Raw genomic sequence first — 15016 nt, 5'->3', positions numbered from 1 at the left:
CGGCCCGCCTCACGGTTCACACCCGTCCGGCGGCCGAGGGTCAGGACATGACGCCCCGGTGCTGGCGGACCAGGAGTTCGCGTACCTGCCTGCTGTGCCTGCGGCTGACCTGGAGGGTCTCGGTGCCGACGGTGAGGGTGACCCGGCCGCCCTCGAACCGCAGCTCGCTCACGTGCCGGGCGGAGACCAGCGTGCTGCGGTGGACCCGGATGAACCCGGCGTCGGCCCAGCGGCGCTCCAGCGCCGCCAGCGACATGCGCACGAGGTAGCTGCCGTCCACCGTGTGCAGCCGCACGTAGTCGCCTTGGGCCTCGGCGAAGCGGACCGCCTGCTGCGGCACGAACCGGGTGCGGCCGCCGAGCTCGACCGGGATCACGTCGTCCTGGCCGGGGTCGGCGGGCGGCGAGGAGGAGACCTCCAGCCGGCGCACCGCCTCGGCCAGCCGCTCCGCCCTGACCGGCTTGAGGAGATAGTCGACGGCCTCCATCTCGAACGCCTGGACGGCGCACTCGTCGTGGGCGGTGACGAAGACCACCTTCGGCGGGCTGGGGAAGCCGCCGACCAGCCGGGCCAGGTCGAGCCCGTCGAGGCCCGGCATGCGGATGTCGAGGAAGACCGCGTCCAGCCGCTCGCCGCCGGCGACCATCTGGACCAGGTCCTGCAGCGCGGCCACCCCGTCGGAGGCGGTCAGCACGTGCTCGACGCGGCTGTCCCTGCGCAGCAGGAAGGCCAGCTCCTCCAGCGCGGGCACCTCGTCGTCGACCACCAGCACACGAAGCATGTCACTACGCTGCACCAGAAACGCCGAGCTCACAAGGCCCGGCAGCACGTTGCGTCACACCCGGATCACAGACGGAATCACAGAGAGGTCAACTGCGCCTTGGGCACCCGCAGCCGCACCTTCGTGCCGGCGCCCAGCGCCGTCTCGACCTTCAGCCCGTACCCGTCGCCGTAGATCTGGCGCAGCCGCAGGTCGACGTTGGCCAGGCCGATCCCGGCGCCCTCGCGGGCCGGGTCCTCGTCCAGCACGCTGCGGGCGCGCTCGGGGTCCATGCCCACGCCGTCGTCCTCGACGGTGATGTGCGCCTCGGGGCCGGCGTCGCGGGCCACGATCCGCACCTCGCCGGCGCGGCCGCGCATGCCGTGCTTGATGGCGTTCTCGACCAGCGGCTGCAGGCACAGGAACGGGACGGGCACGGGCAGCACCTCGGGCGCCACCTGGAGGCTGAACCGCAGCTTGTCGCCGAACCTGGCACGTTCCAGCAGCAGGTAGCGGTCGACGCAGGTGAGCTCGTCGGCGAGGGTGGTGAAGTCGTGCGCCCGGCGCAGCGCGTACCTGGCGAAGTCCGCGAAGTCGAGCAGCAGCTCCCGGGCGCGCCCGGGGTCGGTGCGGACGAACGAGGCGATGGTGGTGAGCGCGTTGTGCACGAAGTGCGGCGAGATCTGCGCGCGCAGCGCCCGCATGTCGGCCTCCAGCGCGCGCCGCCGCGAGGAGTCCAGCTCGGCCAGCTCCAGCTGGCCGGACATCCACCGGCCGACCTCGGTGACGGAACGCACCAGGCCGGCGCTGAGCTCGTCGTCGAAGGCGGCCAGCGCCCCGACGATCCGGCCGTCCACGGTGAGCGGCACGACGACCGCGCCGTACGGCTCGCCTGCGAACAGCTGGGCCCGGCCGGAGGCGAACGCGGACCTGGCGTAGGTGAGGACCTCGTCGGAGCAGGGGCCGTCCCAGGCCAGCGCGGCCTCGGTGGAGGTGATGGCGACCGCGTACGTGCCGAGCAGGGCGTGCAGGTGGCGCACGGCCTTGCGGGCGGAGTCGCGGTTGAGCCCGGCGCGCAGGGCGGGGGCCGCCATGGCGGCGAGGTGCAGCGTGGTGAAGGTGGCCTCGCGGTCCTGGCGCTCCCGCGCGGCACGGCGCCGGGCAAGGGTGTAGCCGAGGACGAAGGTCAGACAGGGGAGCACCACGCACGCGGTGGTCAGCATGCGGGCAACCGTAGCCAACAACCGCCCAGGTGGGGGCGGAAACCCGCAGGTCATGTCATGGCGGGCCGTCGCCCGGCTCCTCCTGATAGGAGTAGCGCTGCTCGCGCCACGGGTCGGCGAGGTTGTGGTAGCCGCGGTCCTCCCAGAAGCCCCGCCGGTCCTCCAGGAGGTACTCGATGGCGCGCACCCATTTGACGCTCTTCCACCCGTACAGGTGGGGCACGACCAGGCGGACGGGGGCGCCGTGCTCGGCGGTGAGCGGCTTGTCCCCCAGCTCGGTGGCGAACAGGGTGGTGGGGGCGGTGAAGTCGGACCAGCGCAGGTTGGCGCTGTAGCCGTACTCGGCCCAGATCATCACGTGGCGCACGCCCGGGTCGGGCGGGGCGGCGGCGACCAGGGCGGACGGCGGCACGCCGGCCCACTCCAGGCCGGGCACGGAGAACTTGGTGACGCAGTGGAAGTCGGCCACCCGGACCGTCGTGGGCAGGCCGGTGAACTCCTCCCAGCCGAAGGCGTGCTCCTCACCCGAGGCGGTGGCGCCGAACACCTTCAGGTCCCACGACTCGGGCCTGAACGGAGGCACCCGGCCGTAGTGGATCACGGGTAGGCCGCGGGGGACGTACTGGCCTGGCGGCAGGCGCGTCTCCTCCACGATTACTGCTCCCCTCGCCGGTCGCTCGGTCTTGAGCCATCCTGCCACCGGTGGGCGGGCGGCGGGGCAGCGGGGCGCGGTGGGGTACTATTGCCGCACTATGCGCACCGCGTTCCTGTTTTGGTATGGCGACGGACCCAGTCGGACCGTTCGCCACCTAGCGCTGCGCTAGCAGACATAGGCGAGCAAGAAGGCCCCGGGTCCGAAAGGACCCGGGGCCTTCTGCGTTTCCGAGGGAGTACACATGGTCATCGTGATGGGGCCGGAGGCCACCTCCGAGGACGTGGCGTCCATCGTCGGCGTCGTGCGGTCGGCGGGGGTCGACGCGTTCGTGAGCAAGGGGGTGCAGCGCACGATCGTCGGCCTGGTGGGCGACGTGACCCAGCTCGACGCCGCCGGCCTGCGCGGCATGGCGGGGGTACGGGACGTGATGCGGATCTCCAGTCCGTACAAGCTGGTCAGCCGGGAGAACCATCCCGAGCGCTCGACGGTGCACGTGGGCGGGGTGCCCATCGGGCCCGGCACGGTGACGCTCATCGCGGGGCCGTGCGCGGTGGAGACGCGGGAGCAGACGCTGGAGGCGGCCAGGATGGCGCAGGCGGCCGGGGCGACGCTGCTGCGCGGCGGCGCCTACAAGCCGCGCACCTCGCCCTACGCGTTCCAAGGGCTGGGCGAGCAGGGGCTGCGCATCCTGGCCGACGTGCGTGAGGAGACCGGGCTGCCGATCGTGACCGAGGTGGTGGAGGCGCACGACGTGCCGCTGGTGGCCTCGTACGCGGACATGCTGCAGGTCGGCACCCGCAACGCGCAGAACTTCGGGCTGCTGCAGGCGGTGGGCGCGGCCGGGAAGCCGGTGCTGCTCAAGCGCGGCATGAGCGCGACCATGGAGGAGTGGCTGATGGCGGCCGAGTACATCGCGCAGCGCGGCAACCTGGACGTGGTGCTGTGCGAGCGGGGCATCAGGACGTTCGAGACCGCCACCCGCAACACCCTGGACGTGTCGGCGGTGCCGGTGGCGCAGCGGCTGTCGCACCTGCCCGTGATCGTGGACCCGTCGCACTCGGGCGGCCGTCGTGACCTGGTGCTGCCGCTGAGCCGGGCGGCCATCGCGGCCGGCGCCGACGGGATCATCATCGACGTGCACCCGCGGCCGGAGCAGGCGCTCTGCGACGGGCCGCAGGCGCTGGTCGACACCGACCTGAGCGAGCTGGCCCAGGTCATGCGCGACTTCCCGCCGCTGCTGGGCAAGACGGCCGCGGCGGCGCTGGCCGTCTGAGCCCTGGCGGGGCGGGGGCCGGGCCCCCGCCCCGTCAGAGCGTGTACTCCTGGATGGAGTCGGCGAGCTGGACCGCCAGCTCCTCGGCGTCGAGGCGCTTCTCGATCTGCTTGAGGTCCTCGATCTTGGCGCGGGTCTCGGCGCGGCGCGGGGCCAGGAGCGAGCAGCAGTCCTCGTCGGGCAGCTCGGAGATCTCCAGGGTGCCGATGCGCCGGGCCTCGGCCATGATCTCGGTCTTGTCCCAGCCGACCAGGGGGCGCAGGATCGGCAGGTCGACCGCGTGGTCCTGGGCGGTGATGTTGGCCAGCGTCTGGGAGGACACCTGGCCGAGCGCGTCGCCGGTGATCAGCGCGCCGGCGCGGATGCGGTGGGCGACCTCCTCGGCCGTCTTGAGCATGAGCCGCCGCTGGGCGATCACGGCGAGCCGGTCCTGGCCGGAGTTGCGGATCGACTGCTGGGCCTTGCCGAACGGCACCACCCACAGCCGCGACCCGCCCTGGAACCGGTCGAGCTTCCTGACCAGCGCGTAGGCCTTGTAGATCGACTCAGAGGTGGTGAACGGGATGCCGGAGAAGTGGAGGAAGTCGACGTGCAGCCCGCGCCGCATCATGCGGTAGGCGGCCACGGGCGAGTCGATGCCGCCCGACATGAGCACCAGCGCCCGGCCGCTGCTGCCGACCGGGAGCCCGCCCTGGCCGGGCAGCCCGCCGGTGAAGACGAACACCTCGTCCCTGTCGACCTCGATGAAGAGGGTCAGCTCGGGGTTCCTCAGGTCGACGGGCAGGCCGTACTCGTCGTTGATGGCGCCGCCGACGAGCCGGTCGAGCTCGTTGGAGCGCAGCGGGAAGCGCTTGTCGCGGCGGCGCGAGCGGACCGCGAAGCTGGCCTTGCGCCGGACCTCCTCGCGCTCGGCGAACAGCGCCAGCCCGGCCTTGAGCACGGCCTCGGGGTCCTTGGCGACCCGCCAGGCGGGGTGGATCCACACCAGGCCGGGCACGTCGGCGACCCGCTCGGCCACGGCCTGGGCCTGCTCGGGGGCGGTGCCGTCGGGCAGGAAGATCGCGATGACGCCGTGGCGGCGGCGCACGTCGACCTTGAGGTCGAACTCCTTGAGCGCCTGCCGGATGTTGCCGATCAGGCGGCGTTCGAACAGCTCGCGGTTCTTGCCCTTGAGGACGATCTCGCCCAGCTTGAGCAGAACGCACGGCTCGCCCAGGGCCGACATCGTCATGGTGGAACCTCCGGGGAGACAGGGGATCAGCGCCAGGGACAACGCTGCGCGTCATCGAGTTTAGTCCGGGCCCCGGAGCTCCCGGACGCCTCCGCCCTGCCCGGCAGACGTGCCGGGCGGGCTTCCCGGGAGGACGACGAGGGCGCGCCGGTCGGGGATCCCCTCGGCACGCCCTTGCGGTTGAGCTATTTCATGGGTACGGCTCGCGACGCGTGGTGGGCCGCCTACTCGCCGCGGCGCGAACCGTACCCTCGAGGGGGTTGTAGCGGTAACCCCGCTGCTCCAGAAGGTACGGCCCGCCGCTTGCAAGCCGCTTGCAGCCCGGAAACACTCAGCCTCAGCCGAAGAAGACCTCGGCCTCGGCGTAACGCTCGACCGGCACCGTCTTCAGCTCGGCCGTGGCCTCGTCGAGCCCGACGCGGACGATGTCGGTGCCGCGCAGCGCCACCATCTTGCCGAAGTCGCCGTCGTGGGCCGCGTCGATCGCCTGCAGGCCGAACCGGGTGGCCAGCACCCGGTCGAACGCGGTGGGCGTGCCGCCGCGCTGGATGTGGCCGAGCACGGTCGTGCGGGCCTCCTTGCCGGTCCGCTTCTCGATCTCCTTGGCCAGGGTCTCGCCGATGCCGCCCAGCCGGACGTGGCCGAACGCGTCGAGCTCGCCGGCCTGCAGCTGCATCTGCCCCTCGATGGGGTGGGCGCCCTCGGCGACCACGACGATCGGCGAGTAGCGGGTGCGGAAGCGGGACTCGACGTACTCGCAGACGCGGTCGATGTCGAACGGCTTCTCCGGGATGAGGATCACGTTGGCGCCGCCGGCCATGCCGGCGTGCAGCGCGATCCATCCGGCGTGGCGCCCCATGACCTCGCAGATGAGCGCCCGGTGGTGGGACTCGGCGGTGGTGTGGAGCCGGTCGATGGCCTCGGTGGCGATGTTGACCGCGGTGTCGAAGCCGAAGGTGTAGTCGGTGCCGGACAGGTCGTTGTCGATCGTCTTGGGCACGCCGACGACCTTGACGTCGCGGTCGAACAGCTGCTTGGCGACGCCGAGTGTGTCCTCACCGCCGATCGCGATGAGCGCGTCGACGCCGGTGGCCGCGAGGTTCTCCTTGATCCGGTCGACCCCGCCGTCGATCTTGAGCGGGTTCGTCCTGGAGGAGCCGAGGATCGTGCCGCCGCGCGGCAGGATGCCCCGGACGGCCTGGATGTCCAGCGGCATCGTCTCGCCCTCCAAGGGGCCGCGCCAGCCGTCACGGAAACCGACGAACTCGTGTCCGTAGACGCTCACCCCCTTACGGACGACACCTCTGATCACGGCGTTCAGACCGGGGCAATCGCCGCCTCCGGTGAGCACTCCTATACGCATGGCGGGTTCCTCCCGATGTGTTTCACGACCAGAATCGCATTGTGCCCGTCCTCACGGGCATTGGTCTAGACCAAACGCGAGCGTAGCGGCCGAAACCGGTTCAGGAGGCGATTTCGTGAGTGTGTTGGCCATCGACGCGGGCACGACGGGTGTCACGGCGCTCGTCGTGACCGAGGACGGCCGGATCGAGTCGAGGGGGTACGAGGAGTTCGCCCAGCACTTCCCGCGGCCGGGCTGGGTCGAGCACAACCCCGAGGACATCTGGCAGGCCACGCTGAGCGCCTGCGCCACCGCCCTGGGCGGGGCCTCCAGGACGCCGGTCTGCGTCGGACTCACCAACCAGCGGGAGACCGCCGTGCTGTGGGACCGGCGGTCGCTGGCCGCGCCGCGCCGGGCCGTCGTGTGGCAGGACCGCCGCACGGCCGGCATCTGCGAGCGGCTGCGCTCGGCCGGGCACGAGCCCCGGGTGACCGAGCTGACGGGCCTGCGCCTCGACCCGTACTTCACCGGTTCCAAGCTCACCTGGCTGGCCGAGCACGACCCGGCCGCCTGGGAGGGCGTCACCTCGGGCCGGGTCGTGGTGGGCACCGTGGACGCCTACCTGATCGCCCGGCTCACGGCGGGCGCGCGGCACGTGACCGACCCGTCCAACGCCTCCCGCACGCTGCTGTACGGGCTGGAGTCCGGCGCGTGGGAGCCGGAGCTGTGCGAGCTGTTCGGGGTGCCCGAGTCCGCGCTGCCGGAGGTGGTGCCCAACTACGGCGAGCTGGGACGTACGGATCCGGGCGCGTTCCTCGGGCTGGAGCTGCCGATCAGCGGGGTGGCGGGCGACCAGCAGGCGGCGCTGTTCGGCCAGACCTGTTACGGGGTGGGCGAGGTCAAGTGCACTTACGGGACGGGCTCGTTCATCCTGACCAACACCGGGACGGAGATCGTCCGCTCGGAGTCGGGGCTGCTGACCACGGTGGCCTGGCAGTCCCCGTCGGGTGAGCGCACGTACGCGCTGGAGGGGTCGGTGTTCGTGACCGGCGCGGCGGTGCAGTGGCTGCGCGACGGGCTGGGGCTGATCGGGACCGCGGCGGAGTCCGAGGCGCTCGCACGCACGGTGCCCGACAGCGGCGGCGTGGTGTTCGTGCCCGCGCTGACCGGTCTGGGCGCCCCGCACTGGGACCCGGAGGCACGGGGCCTGATCACCGGCATCACCCGCGGCACCACCCGCGCGCATCTGGTGCGGGCCACGCTGGAGGCGATCGCGTTCGAGGTGCGCGACGTGGTGGAGGCGTCGGCCGAGGGCCGGCCGCCGGCGCTGAAGGCCGACGGCGGGGCCAGCGGCAACGACCTGCTCATGCAGTTCCAGGCCGACCAGCTGGGCACGCCCGTGGAACGGCCGGTGATCCAGGAGACGACGGCGCTCGGCGCGGCGTTCCTGGCCGGGCTGGGCGCGGGCGTGTGGGGCTCGGCGGAGGAACTGCGCAAGACCTGGCAGCTCGATCGGCGCTTCGAGCCGGGTGAGCGCGACGACGCCGCCTACACCCGCTGGCGCGAGGCGGTGGCGCTGGCGATGACCTCGTCGGGCCGGGCGTGACGGTGCCCGGCCCGGCCGAGGAGCGGGTGCTCGCGGAGATCCGGGCGGAGGGCGGCTAGGCCGGCAGCACGCAGGAAGGGCTCTCGACCTCCGTCACCTCGCCAGTCGGCTCGGGGATGCCGTCGACGAGCGCGAACTCCGCCACGGTGCCCGAACGCTGGTTGGCCACGTACATGCGGTCGCCGTCGATCGCGAAGTGGCGCGGCCAGGCGCCGCCTGACGGCACCTCCGCCACCTGGGACAGGTCGTCGGCCCGCAGCACGGAGATCGTGTCGGGGCCGCGGTTGGCGACGTAGACGAGGTCGCCCGCGAGCTCCAGGTGGGAGGGGAGGTTCTCCGTCACGGCGGTGGAGGCGCGCACGCGCAGGCCGTCGTCACCGGGGGCGAGCCGGGTGACCGTGCCGTCGAGCTCGCCCGTCACGTAGAGGGTCGGACCGGTGAAGGCGAAGTGGCGCGGGCCGGTGCCCGGCGGCAGCGTGAGGGGCTCCAGCGCCTCGCCGTCCAGCGTGTAGCGGCGGATCACGTCGGCGCCGAGGTCGGAGACGTACAGCAGGTCCTCGTGGAAGACCGCCTGATGGGCGTGGGGGCCCTGCTGGCGCTCGGGGTCGGGTCCTGAGCCGTGGCCGCGCAGCACGATCGGGTCGCCGTCGAAGACCCCGCGCGCGTCGAGCCGGTGGAGGCCGGCCGTGCCGTCGCCGTAGTTGGCGATCGCGAGCAGCCCTCCGGACGGGTGGACGGCGACGTGGCAGGGGCTGTCGCCCCCGCTGGAGCGCTCGTCCCAGGGCGACAGCCGTCCCTCGCGGGCGCTGAAGGCGGTGATCCAGCCCTGGGCCAGCTCTCCCACCGCGTAGATCACGGGGAGCGACGGATGGCGCGCCAGGAAGGACGGGGCCGCGAGCCGGGCCAGCTCGCCGCCGGGGGTGACGATGCCGGGCCCGTAGCCGCCTATGTAGGGGTGCCTCTTCACATTCCCCATCCTCTCATGGTTGACTGAAGCAATGAATTCGTTGACTGAGTCAAGAGTCTCCGAGATGCGAGCCTTCAACCGCTTCTACACCAGGGTCATCGGAGTGCTGCAGGCCGGCATGCACGACCTGCCCTACTCGCTGACCGAGGGCAGAGTGCTGTACGAGGTCGCGCACGCGGGCTCGCTGGAGACCGGCGAGCTGCGGTCGCGGCTCGACCTGGACGCGGGCTACCTGAGCCGGATCCTGACCCGGTTCGACGGCGACGGGCTGATCGTCAGGGAGCGCTCGGCCGCCGACGCGCGCAAGCACCTGGTACGGCTCACCCCGGCCGGCCGCGAGGCGTTCGAGGCGCTCGACCGGGCCTCGACCGAGGACATCACGCGGCTCCTCGCCGGACTGCCGGAGGACGGCAGGGAGCGGCTGCTCGACGCCATGCGCACGATCAGGGACGTGCTCGACCCGCCCGCCGGGCCGCGGGCCACCCTGATCAGGCCGCCGCGCGACGGCGACCTGAGCTGGGTGGTCCACCGGCACGGCGTCCTCTACGCCAGGGAGTACGGCTGGGGCAGGGATTTCGAGCAGCTGGTGGCACGCGTCGTCGCCGACTTCGACCCGGCGTGCGACGCGCTCTGGATCGCCGAGGTCGACGGCCGGCCCGCAGGCTGCGTCTTCTACGTGCGCAAAGAAGGCACGACGGGGCAGCTCAGGCTGCTGCTGGTGGAGCCGTCAGCGCGCGGGCTCGGCCTGGGACGGCGGCTGGTCGAGGAGTGCCTGCGGCACGCCAGGGCCGACGGGCGCGAGCGGGTCGTGCTGTGGACGCGCGACTGCCTGACCAGCGCGCGGCGCGTCTACGAGGCCGCCGGGTTCCGGCTCGACTCCCAGGAGAAGGGCACGGAGAACGGGATCGAGGTCACCGAGCAGATGTGGTCCGTCGACCTGTGAGGGCCGGGCGCGGCTGATCCGCCCGCCCGGCCCGCAGCGGCGGGTCACGGGGCGCGGAACGGGCCCGTGACCTCGAACGTGTGACCCGAGGCGGCCTCCCGCCTGGCCGAGAAGTAGAGCCGGTCACCGCCCGGCGCGAACGCCAGCCCGGTCAGCTCGGCACCCGGAGGGCCGGCGAACCGCAGGAACGGGGCGATCTCCCGGTCCGGCGTGATCACGTCGATCCTGGCGGCGTCCCTGGACACGTACAGGTCGCCCGAGGGGGCCGCGGTGACGGCGCGCACGCCGTCGCACACCCGCCCCACCGCCGAGGTCTGCGCGTCGTACGCCCACAGCGTGCCATCGCCCCTGGTGGTGAAGAAGCACACGCCACCGGCGTAGTGACAGGCGTCGCCGCCGTCGAACCTGCGCGCCTCGCGCACCTGGTGGCGGGTGCCCTTGAGCGGCGCGGCCGGCCACGGTACCGGCTCCCACCGGCCGGAACCGCACAGCACCTCCAGCGCGCCCTCGGTCAGGTCGCCCCAGTCGTACGGGCGGAACCGGTAGAAGCAGCCGTCGCGCTCGCCCTCGGTCAGGTAGACGACCTGCCGGTCGGGGTCGCAGGCGGCCGCCTCGTGCCGGAACCGGCCCATCGCCAGCCGGGGGCGCGCCGCGCGGACACCGTACGGGTCGCACTCGAACACGCGGCCCCGGTGGCCGAGCTCGCCGGACAGCCACGTGTTCCAGGGGGTGGCGCCGCCCGCGCGGTTGAGCTCGGTGCCGGACAGGATGCGGTAGGCGTCGCCGACGGAGCCGTCGGGCCGGAAGCGGATCGCCGCCGCGCCGCCGAGCAGGGACAGCTCGGAGTTGGACACGTAGATCCAGCCGTCGCCGTCGGGGAAGCACGCTCCGTCGTCGGGCGCGGCGTGCCAGGTCAGCCCGGCCACCTTGCTCCCGGTACGGGCCACCACCCTGCCGCCGAACCCCGCGGGCAGGGACAGCAGCCCTTCGGCGCCGGGCTCCTGGACCGGTCCGTACGGGCTCACACCGCCCTGGGAGAGCGGGCCCGTACGGAGAAGAGTCTTGTGGGACATCGGTTGGGCCTCCCTCTGGATGCCACGCTAGTCGACCGCACGGACGTGAAGGGGGAGGACACCGCGATCGAACGGCACGCGAACGAGAAAGGGCCTCCCGGCATGCGGAAGCCCGGGGCCGGCCGGCTCCCGGGCTCGTGTCCCGCACCCATCAGCTCATGGCCTGGAACATCCAGTGCTGCTTCTCGATGTCCTGGTTGACGGCGATGAGAAGGTCCTGGGTCGACGGGTCCGACTCCTCGGTCAGGTCGATGCGCTCGCGCATCCGCCGGCCGATGCCGCCGAGGACGTCCGTCATCGCCGACACCACCTTGCCGGACTCGAGCCATCCGGACTCCGGCTGGGCCAGCTGGCTGGACTTGGACACCGTGGCGGACCTGCCGTCGGCGTTCATGCCCAGGGCGGACATGCGCTCGGCGAGGATGTCGGTGTGCCGGCGGGCCAGCGTGACGACCTCGTCGAGCTGCAGGTGGACCGAACGGAAGTTGGGGCCGATGACATTCCAGTGCATCTGCTTGGCGACCAGGGAGAGGTCGATCAGGTCGACGAGGGCGCCCTGCAGGCACGTGCCGGTCGTGGTCTTGGCGTCGCCCGAAAGCGGGCTGTTAATCGTAGCCATGTCGTACCCCCTCCCCGAGGATATGCCTTTTATGCCCGGATTTCTGATTTCCTTGACACTGTAATAGTGACAGTGTCACTGTGAGGGTATGAGCGACACCTGGACCATCGGCGAGCTGGCGGAGCGCGCGGCCGGCGCGCTGCGCGCCCACGCGCAGCCGTTCAACGGCCGGGTCCGCGAGGTGCCGGGCGAGCGGCTCATCAGGTGGTACACCACGATCGGGCTGGTCGACCCGCCGCTGACCCGGCGCGGCCGGATCGCCCGCTACGGGCGGCGTCACCTGCTGCAGCTGGTCGCGGTCAAACGACTGCAGGCGGAGGGCATGTCGATCGCCGACATCCAGGCGGCGCTCGCGGGCGCCCCGGACGCCACGCTCGAAGCCACGGCCCGCCTTCCTGGTTCCCCGTACCCGGATCACCCGGCGCCCGACACGGCCAGGATCACGGGAACGGCCACCCCGCGCGTCACCGACCCCGGCGCTTCGGGATTCGGCAGGCCCGGACGGATCGGAGAGCCCGCGCGGGTCAAGGATCCCGAACGAGCCGGGATGTCCGAGCAGGCCGGGGATCTCCGCGCTCCCCAGGATGCGGGGGCGGACGCGCGGCGGGGCGTGCCCTCGCCCGGAGTGGTCCCGCCGCCCGGCTCGCCGGACGGCCAGGGGCCGCCGGGCCCGGAGGCGGGCGCGCACCTGGAGGACGGGAGACCGCCGGCCCGGTCCAGGTTCTGGGCGGACCGGCCCGCACAGGAACCGGACCGGAGCGTGCAGGGACCGGACCGGGGCGTGCGAAAGCCGCGCCGAGGGTTCCATGAGGGGCACCCCGGCGCATCGGACGACGGACGGCCGGAGCGGCGCGGCGGGGCGCCGGGGGCCGTGCACGGGGTGCGGCTGGCGGGAGGGGTGACGCTGGTGCTCGACGAGGCGCGGCGGGCGCCCGGGGACGACGACGTGCGGGCGCTGCTCGCGGCGGCGGGGCCGCTGCTGGCGGTGCTCGAAGAGAGAGGACTCCTATGAAGATCACTTCGCTTGAGCCCGCCCGATGCGTGCCGGAGCCCGACGCCGGGATCGGCGCGCTGCGGACCGAGCGCGGCAACCTGCCGCTGGAGAGCGTCGACGTGCACGCCGCGATCGCGGGCCTGGTCGCCGGGGTGGAGGTGGCCCAGGGATTCCGCAACCCGTTCGACGTGACGCTGGAGGCCACGTACGTCTTCCCGCTGCCCGACAGGGCCGCCGTCACCGCGTTCCGGATGGAGGCGGACGACCGGGTCGTCGAGGGCGTGCTCAAGGAGCGCGGCCAGGCGCGCGCCGACTACGACAGGGCGCTGCGCGAGGGCAGGCGGGCGGCGATCGCCGAGGAGGACCGGCCTGACGTGTTCACCATCCGGGTGGGCAACATCCTGCCCGGTGAGCGGGTGACGGTCCGGCTGACGCTGAGCCAGCCGCTGCCGTACGAGGACGGCGCGGCGACGTTCCGCTTCCCGCTGGTGGTGGCGCCCCGCTACATCCCGGGCGCGGCGCTCGACGGCCCGCCGGCCGGGTCGGGCACGGCGCCGGACACCGACGCGGTCCCCGACGCCTCCCGGGTCACTCCCCCGGTGCTGCTGCCGGGCTTCCCGGACCCGGTCCGCCTGTCCCTGTCGGCCACCGTCGACGCGGCCGGGCTGGACCTGCGCGAGCTGGCCTCCAGCCTGCACGTGGTCGAGGAGGAGGGCGACACCGTACGGCTGCGCCCGGGTGAGCGGCTGGACCGTGACTTCATCCTGCGGCTGTCGTTCGCCGCGTCCACGTCCCTGCAGTTCGACGGCGCGGGCACGTTCGCGCTGTTCGTGGTCCCGCCCGAGCTGGAGACGGACCGGCGGCCGCGCGACCTCGTGCTGCTGCTGGACCGGTCGGGCAGCATGGCGGGCTGGAAGATGGTCGCGGCGCGCCGGGCCGCGGCCCGGATCGTCGACACGCTCACGCCGGGCGACCGGTTCGCGGTCCTGGCGTTCGACTCGGTGGTGGAGGAGGCGTTCGAGGGCCTGGCCGAGGGGTCCGACCGCAACCGCTACCGCGCCGTCGAGCACCTGGCCAGGGTGGACGCGCGCGGCGGCACCGAGCTGCTGGAGCCGCTGCGCCGGGCCATCGCCCTGCTCGGCGGCGAGCAGGGCAGGGAACGCGTCCTGGTCCTGGTCACCGACGGCCAGGTCGGCAACGAGGACCAGATCCTCGAGCTGACCGGCGGCGCGCTGTCGGCCATGCGGGTGCACACGGTCGGCATCGACCGCGCGGTGAACGCCGGCTTCCTGGGCCGGCTGGCCGGCCTGGGCGCGGGCCGGAGCGAGCTGGTGGAGTCGGAGGACCGGCTGGACGCGGCGATGGAGCAGATCCACCGCCGGATCGGCGCGCCGCTGGTGACGGACCTGTCACTGAAGGACCTGGACGTGGAGCCGGGCACGGTCACGCGCCTGGGTTCCCTCTTCCCCGGCGTGCCGCTGCGCGTGTACGGGCGATGCCGGGGCGGCTCGGCCGTGACGGTGCGCGGGCTGGCGTCGGGCGCGCCGTGGGAGGAGCGCGTGCCGGGCACGGTCGTCGACAGCCCGGCCCTGAGCGCCGTCTGGGCGCGCGCCCACCTGCGCGAGCTGGAGGACCGGTACGCCATGGGCGAGCGGGAGCTGGAACGGGAGATCGTCCGGGTGTCGCTGGAGCACGGCGTGCTGTGCAGGTTCACCGCCTACGTCGCGGCCGACACCCGGCAGGTGGCCGAGGGCGGGCCGGAGCACCAGGTGATCCAGCCGGTGGAGCTGCCGAGCGGCTGGGAGTCGCCGGTGTCGCCGGTGTCGCCGATGGCGTTCGGCCTCACCGCGATGGCGGGGCCCGCGCCCGCGCCGCCCCCCGCGTCCGCCGGGCCCGGGATCGCGCCCGCGGGCGGCTTCGCGGCCATGCTGGGCGGCGACGACGCGTTCAGGCCGGGGGCGGGGCCCGCGCCCCGGATGGCGCGCGGGCCGATGTCCGCGCGGCCGGCGCCGCGCGCGACGCGGAGCCTGGACACCGTGCGCCCCCAGCTGGCGGCCGAGCTGGACCGGCTGAAGGCGCTGCACGCCCCTGGCGCCCTCTACCTGGCCGATCTCGGCTCCCGGCTGGCCGCGCTGTCGGCGTACCTGGGCGGGCACGCCGAGCTGGCCGCGCTGGCCCGCGAGCTGGAGGCTGCCGAGCGGCCGGGGACCGACCCGGAGGCGCTCCGGCGGCACGCCATCGAGGTGCTCACCGCACTGACCGGCGGCTCCGGTCCTCGTGACGGGCGCGGTGGCGGTGACGGGGAGCGCCCGTTCTGGAAGCGGGCCTGA

Annotated in this window: 13 protein-coding genes; 5 read left to right on the top strand and 8 right to left on the bottom strand. The window is 73.2% G+C overall.

The window, feature by feature from the left end; all coding sequences use genetic code 11:
- Positions 1-40 precede the first annotated feature (40 nt).
- The 3 genes from ACQEUU_RS16250 to ACQEUU_RS16240 all read right to left on the bottom strand — a co-directional run bounded on the left by ACQEUU_RS16250 (position 41) and on the right by ACQEUU_RS16240 (position 2635).
- Positions 41-781 carry a LytR/AlgR family response regulator transcription factor gene (locus ACQEUU_RS16250; RefSeq protein ID WP_433066454.1) on the bottom strand — a complete coding sequence of 247 codons (741 nt, stop codon included), beginning with the start codon at positions 779-781 and terminating at the stop codon, positions 41-43.
- A 77-nt stretch (positions 782-858) separates the two neighbouring features.
- Complete coding sequence (locus tag ACQEUU_RS16245) at positions 859-1983, bottom strand: sensor histidine kinase (protein WP_433066451.1); 1125 nt, start codon at positions 1981-1983, stop codon at positions 859-861.
- Positions 1984-2038: 55 nt separating this feature from the next.
- The gene (locus ACQEUU_RS16240) at positions 2039-2635 is read right to left on the bottom strand and encodes a molybdopterin-dependent oxidoreductase (RefSeq protein WP_433066448.1); all 597 of its coding nucleotides are present in this window, start codon (positions 2633-2635) and stop codon (positions 2039-2041) included.
- A 244-nt stretch (positions 2636-2879) separates the two neighbouring features.
- On the opposite strand from ACQEUU_RS16240, the gene aroF reads away from it, so the two are divergent.
- Positions 2880-3911 carry a 3-deoxy-7-phosphoheptulonate synthase gene (aroF, locus tag ACQEUU_RS16235; protein ID WP_433066445.1) on the top strand — a complete coding sequence of 344 codons (1032 nt, stop codon included), beginning with the start codon at positions 2880-2882 and terminating at the stop codon, positions 3909-3911.
- A 34-nt stretch (positions 3912-3945) separates the two neighbouring features.
- Here aroF and thiI read toward each other — a convergent pair whose 3' ends face one another.
- Positions 3946-5142, bottom strand: coding sequence for a tRNA uracil 4-sulfurtransferase ThiI (thiI, locus tag ACQEUU_RS16230; protein WP_433066442.1), 1197 nt, complete (start codon positions 5140-5142; stop codon positions 3946-3948).
- Between the two features lie 337 nt (positions 5143-5479).
- Complete coding sequence (locus ACQEUU_RS16225; RefSeq protein ID WP_433066440.1) at positions 5480-6505, bottom strand: 6-phosphofructokinase; 1026 nt, start codon at positions 6503-6505, stop codon at positions 5480-5482.
- A gap of 115 nt (positions 6506-6620) precedes the next feature.
- Here ACQEUU_RS16225 and ACQEUU_RS16220 point away from each other — a divergent pair, with 115 nt between their 5' ends.
- Entirely contained in the window at positions 6621-8090 is a 1470-nt protein-coding gene (locus ACQEUU_RS16220) for an FGGY family carbohydrate kinase (RefSeq protein ID WP_433066437.1), read from the top strand.
- Positions 8091-8145: 55 nt separating this feature from the next.
- On the opposite strand, the gene ACQEUU_RS16215 is transcribed toward ACQEUU_RS16220, so the two are convergent.
- Positions 8146-9057, bottom strand: a complete 912-nt coding sequence (locus tag ACQEUU_RS16215) for a lactonase family protein (RefSeq protein ID WP_433066434.1) — start codon at positions 9055-9057, stop codon at positions 8146-8148.
- A gap of 64 nt (positions 9058-9121) precedes the next feature.
- On the opposite strand from ACQEUU_RS16215, the gene ACQEUU_RS16210 reads away from it, so the two are divergent.
- Positions 9122-10000 carry a bifunctional helix-turn-helix transcriptional regulator/GNAT family N-acetyltransferase gene (locus tag ACQEUU_RS16210; protein ID WP_433066431.1) on the top strand — a complete coding sequence of 293 codons (879 nt, stop codon included), beginning with the start codon at positions 9122-9124 and terminating at the stop codon, positions 9998-10000.
- A 44-nt stretch (positions 10001-10044) separates the two neighbouring features.
- On the opposite strand, the gene ACQEUU_RS16205 is transcribed toward ACQEUU_RS16210, so the two are convergent.
- Both ACQEUU_RS16205 and ACQEUU_RS16200 read right to left on the bottom strand, forming a co-directional pair.
- Entirely contained in the window at positions 10045-11073 is a 1029-nt protein-coding gene (locus ACQEUU_RS16205) for an alkaline phosphatase PhoX (RefSeq protein ID WP_433066429.1), read from the bottom strand.
- Between the two features lie 151 nt (positions 11074-11224).
- Positions 11225-11692: a Dps family protein gene (locus tag ACQEUU_RS16200; RefSeq protein WP_433066427.1), complete on the bottom strand. Its 468-nt coding sequence runs from the start codon at positions 11690-11692 to the stop codon at positions 11225-11227.
- 88 nt (positions 11693-11780) lie between these two features.
- Between ACQEUU_RS16200 and ACQEUU_RS16195 the strand changes: the two genes are divergently transcribed.
- Positions 11781-12704, top strand: a complete 924-nt coding sequence (locus ACQEUU_RS16195) for a MerR family transcriptional regulator (protein ID WP_433066424.1) — start codon at positions 11781-11783, stop codon at positions 12702-12704.
- Positions 12701-15016 (top strand): VIT domain-containing protein, encoded by a 2316-nt coding sequence (locus ACQEUU_RS16190; RefSeq protein WP_433066422.1) that lies wholly within the window; start codon positions 12701-12703, stop codon positions 15014-15016. The genes ACQEUU_RS16195 and ACQEUU_RS16190 overlap by 4 nt, the downstream gene beginning before the upstream one ends.

The sequence above is a fragment of the Nonomuraea sp. CA-218870 genome (genome assembly GCF_050936535.1).
In the GTDB taxonomy this organism is placed as follows: Bacteria; Actinomycetota; Actinomycetes; order Streptosporangiales; family Streptosporangiaceae; genus Nonomuraea; species Nonomuraea corallina.
The sequence above is the reverse complement of the archived record's forward strand: the minus strand, read 5'-3'. Positions and strand labels throughout refer to the sequence as shown.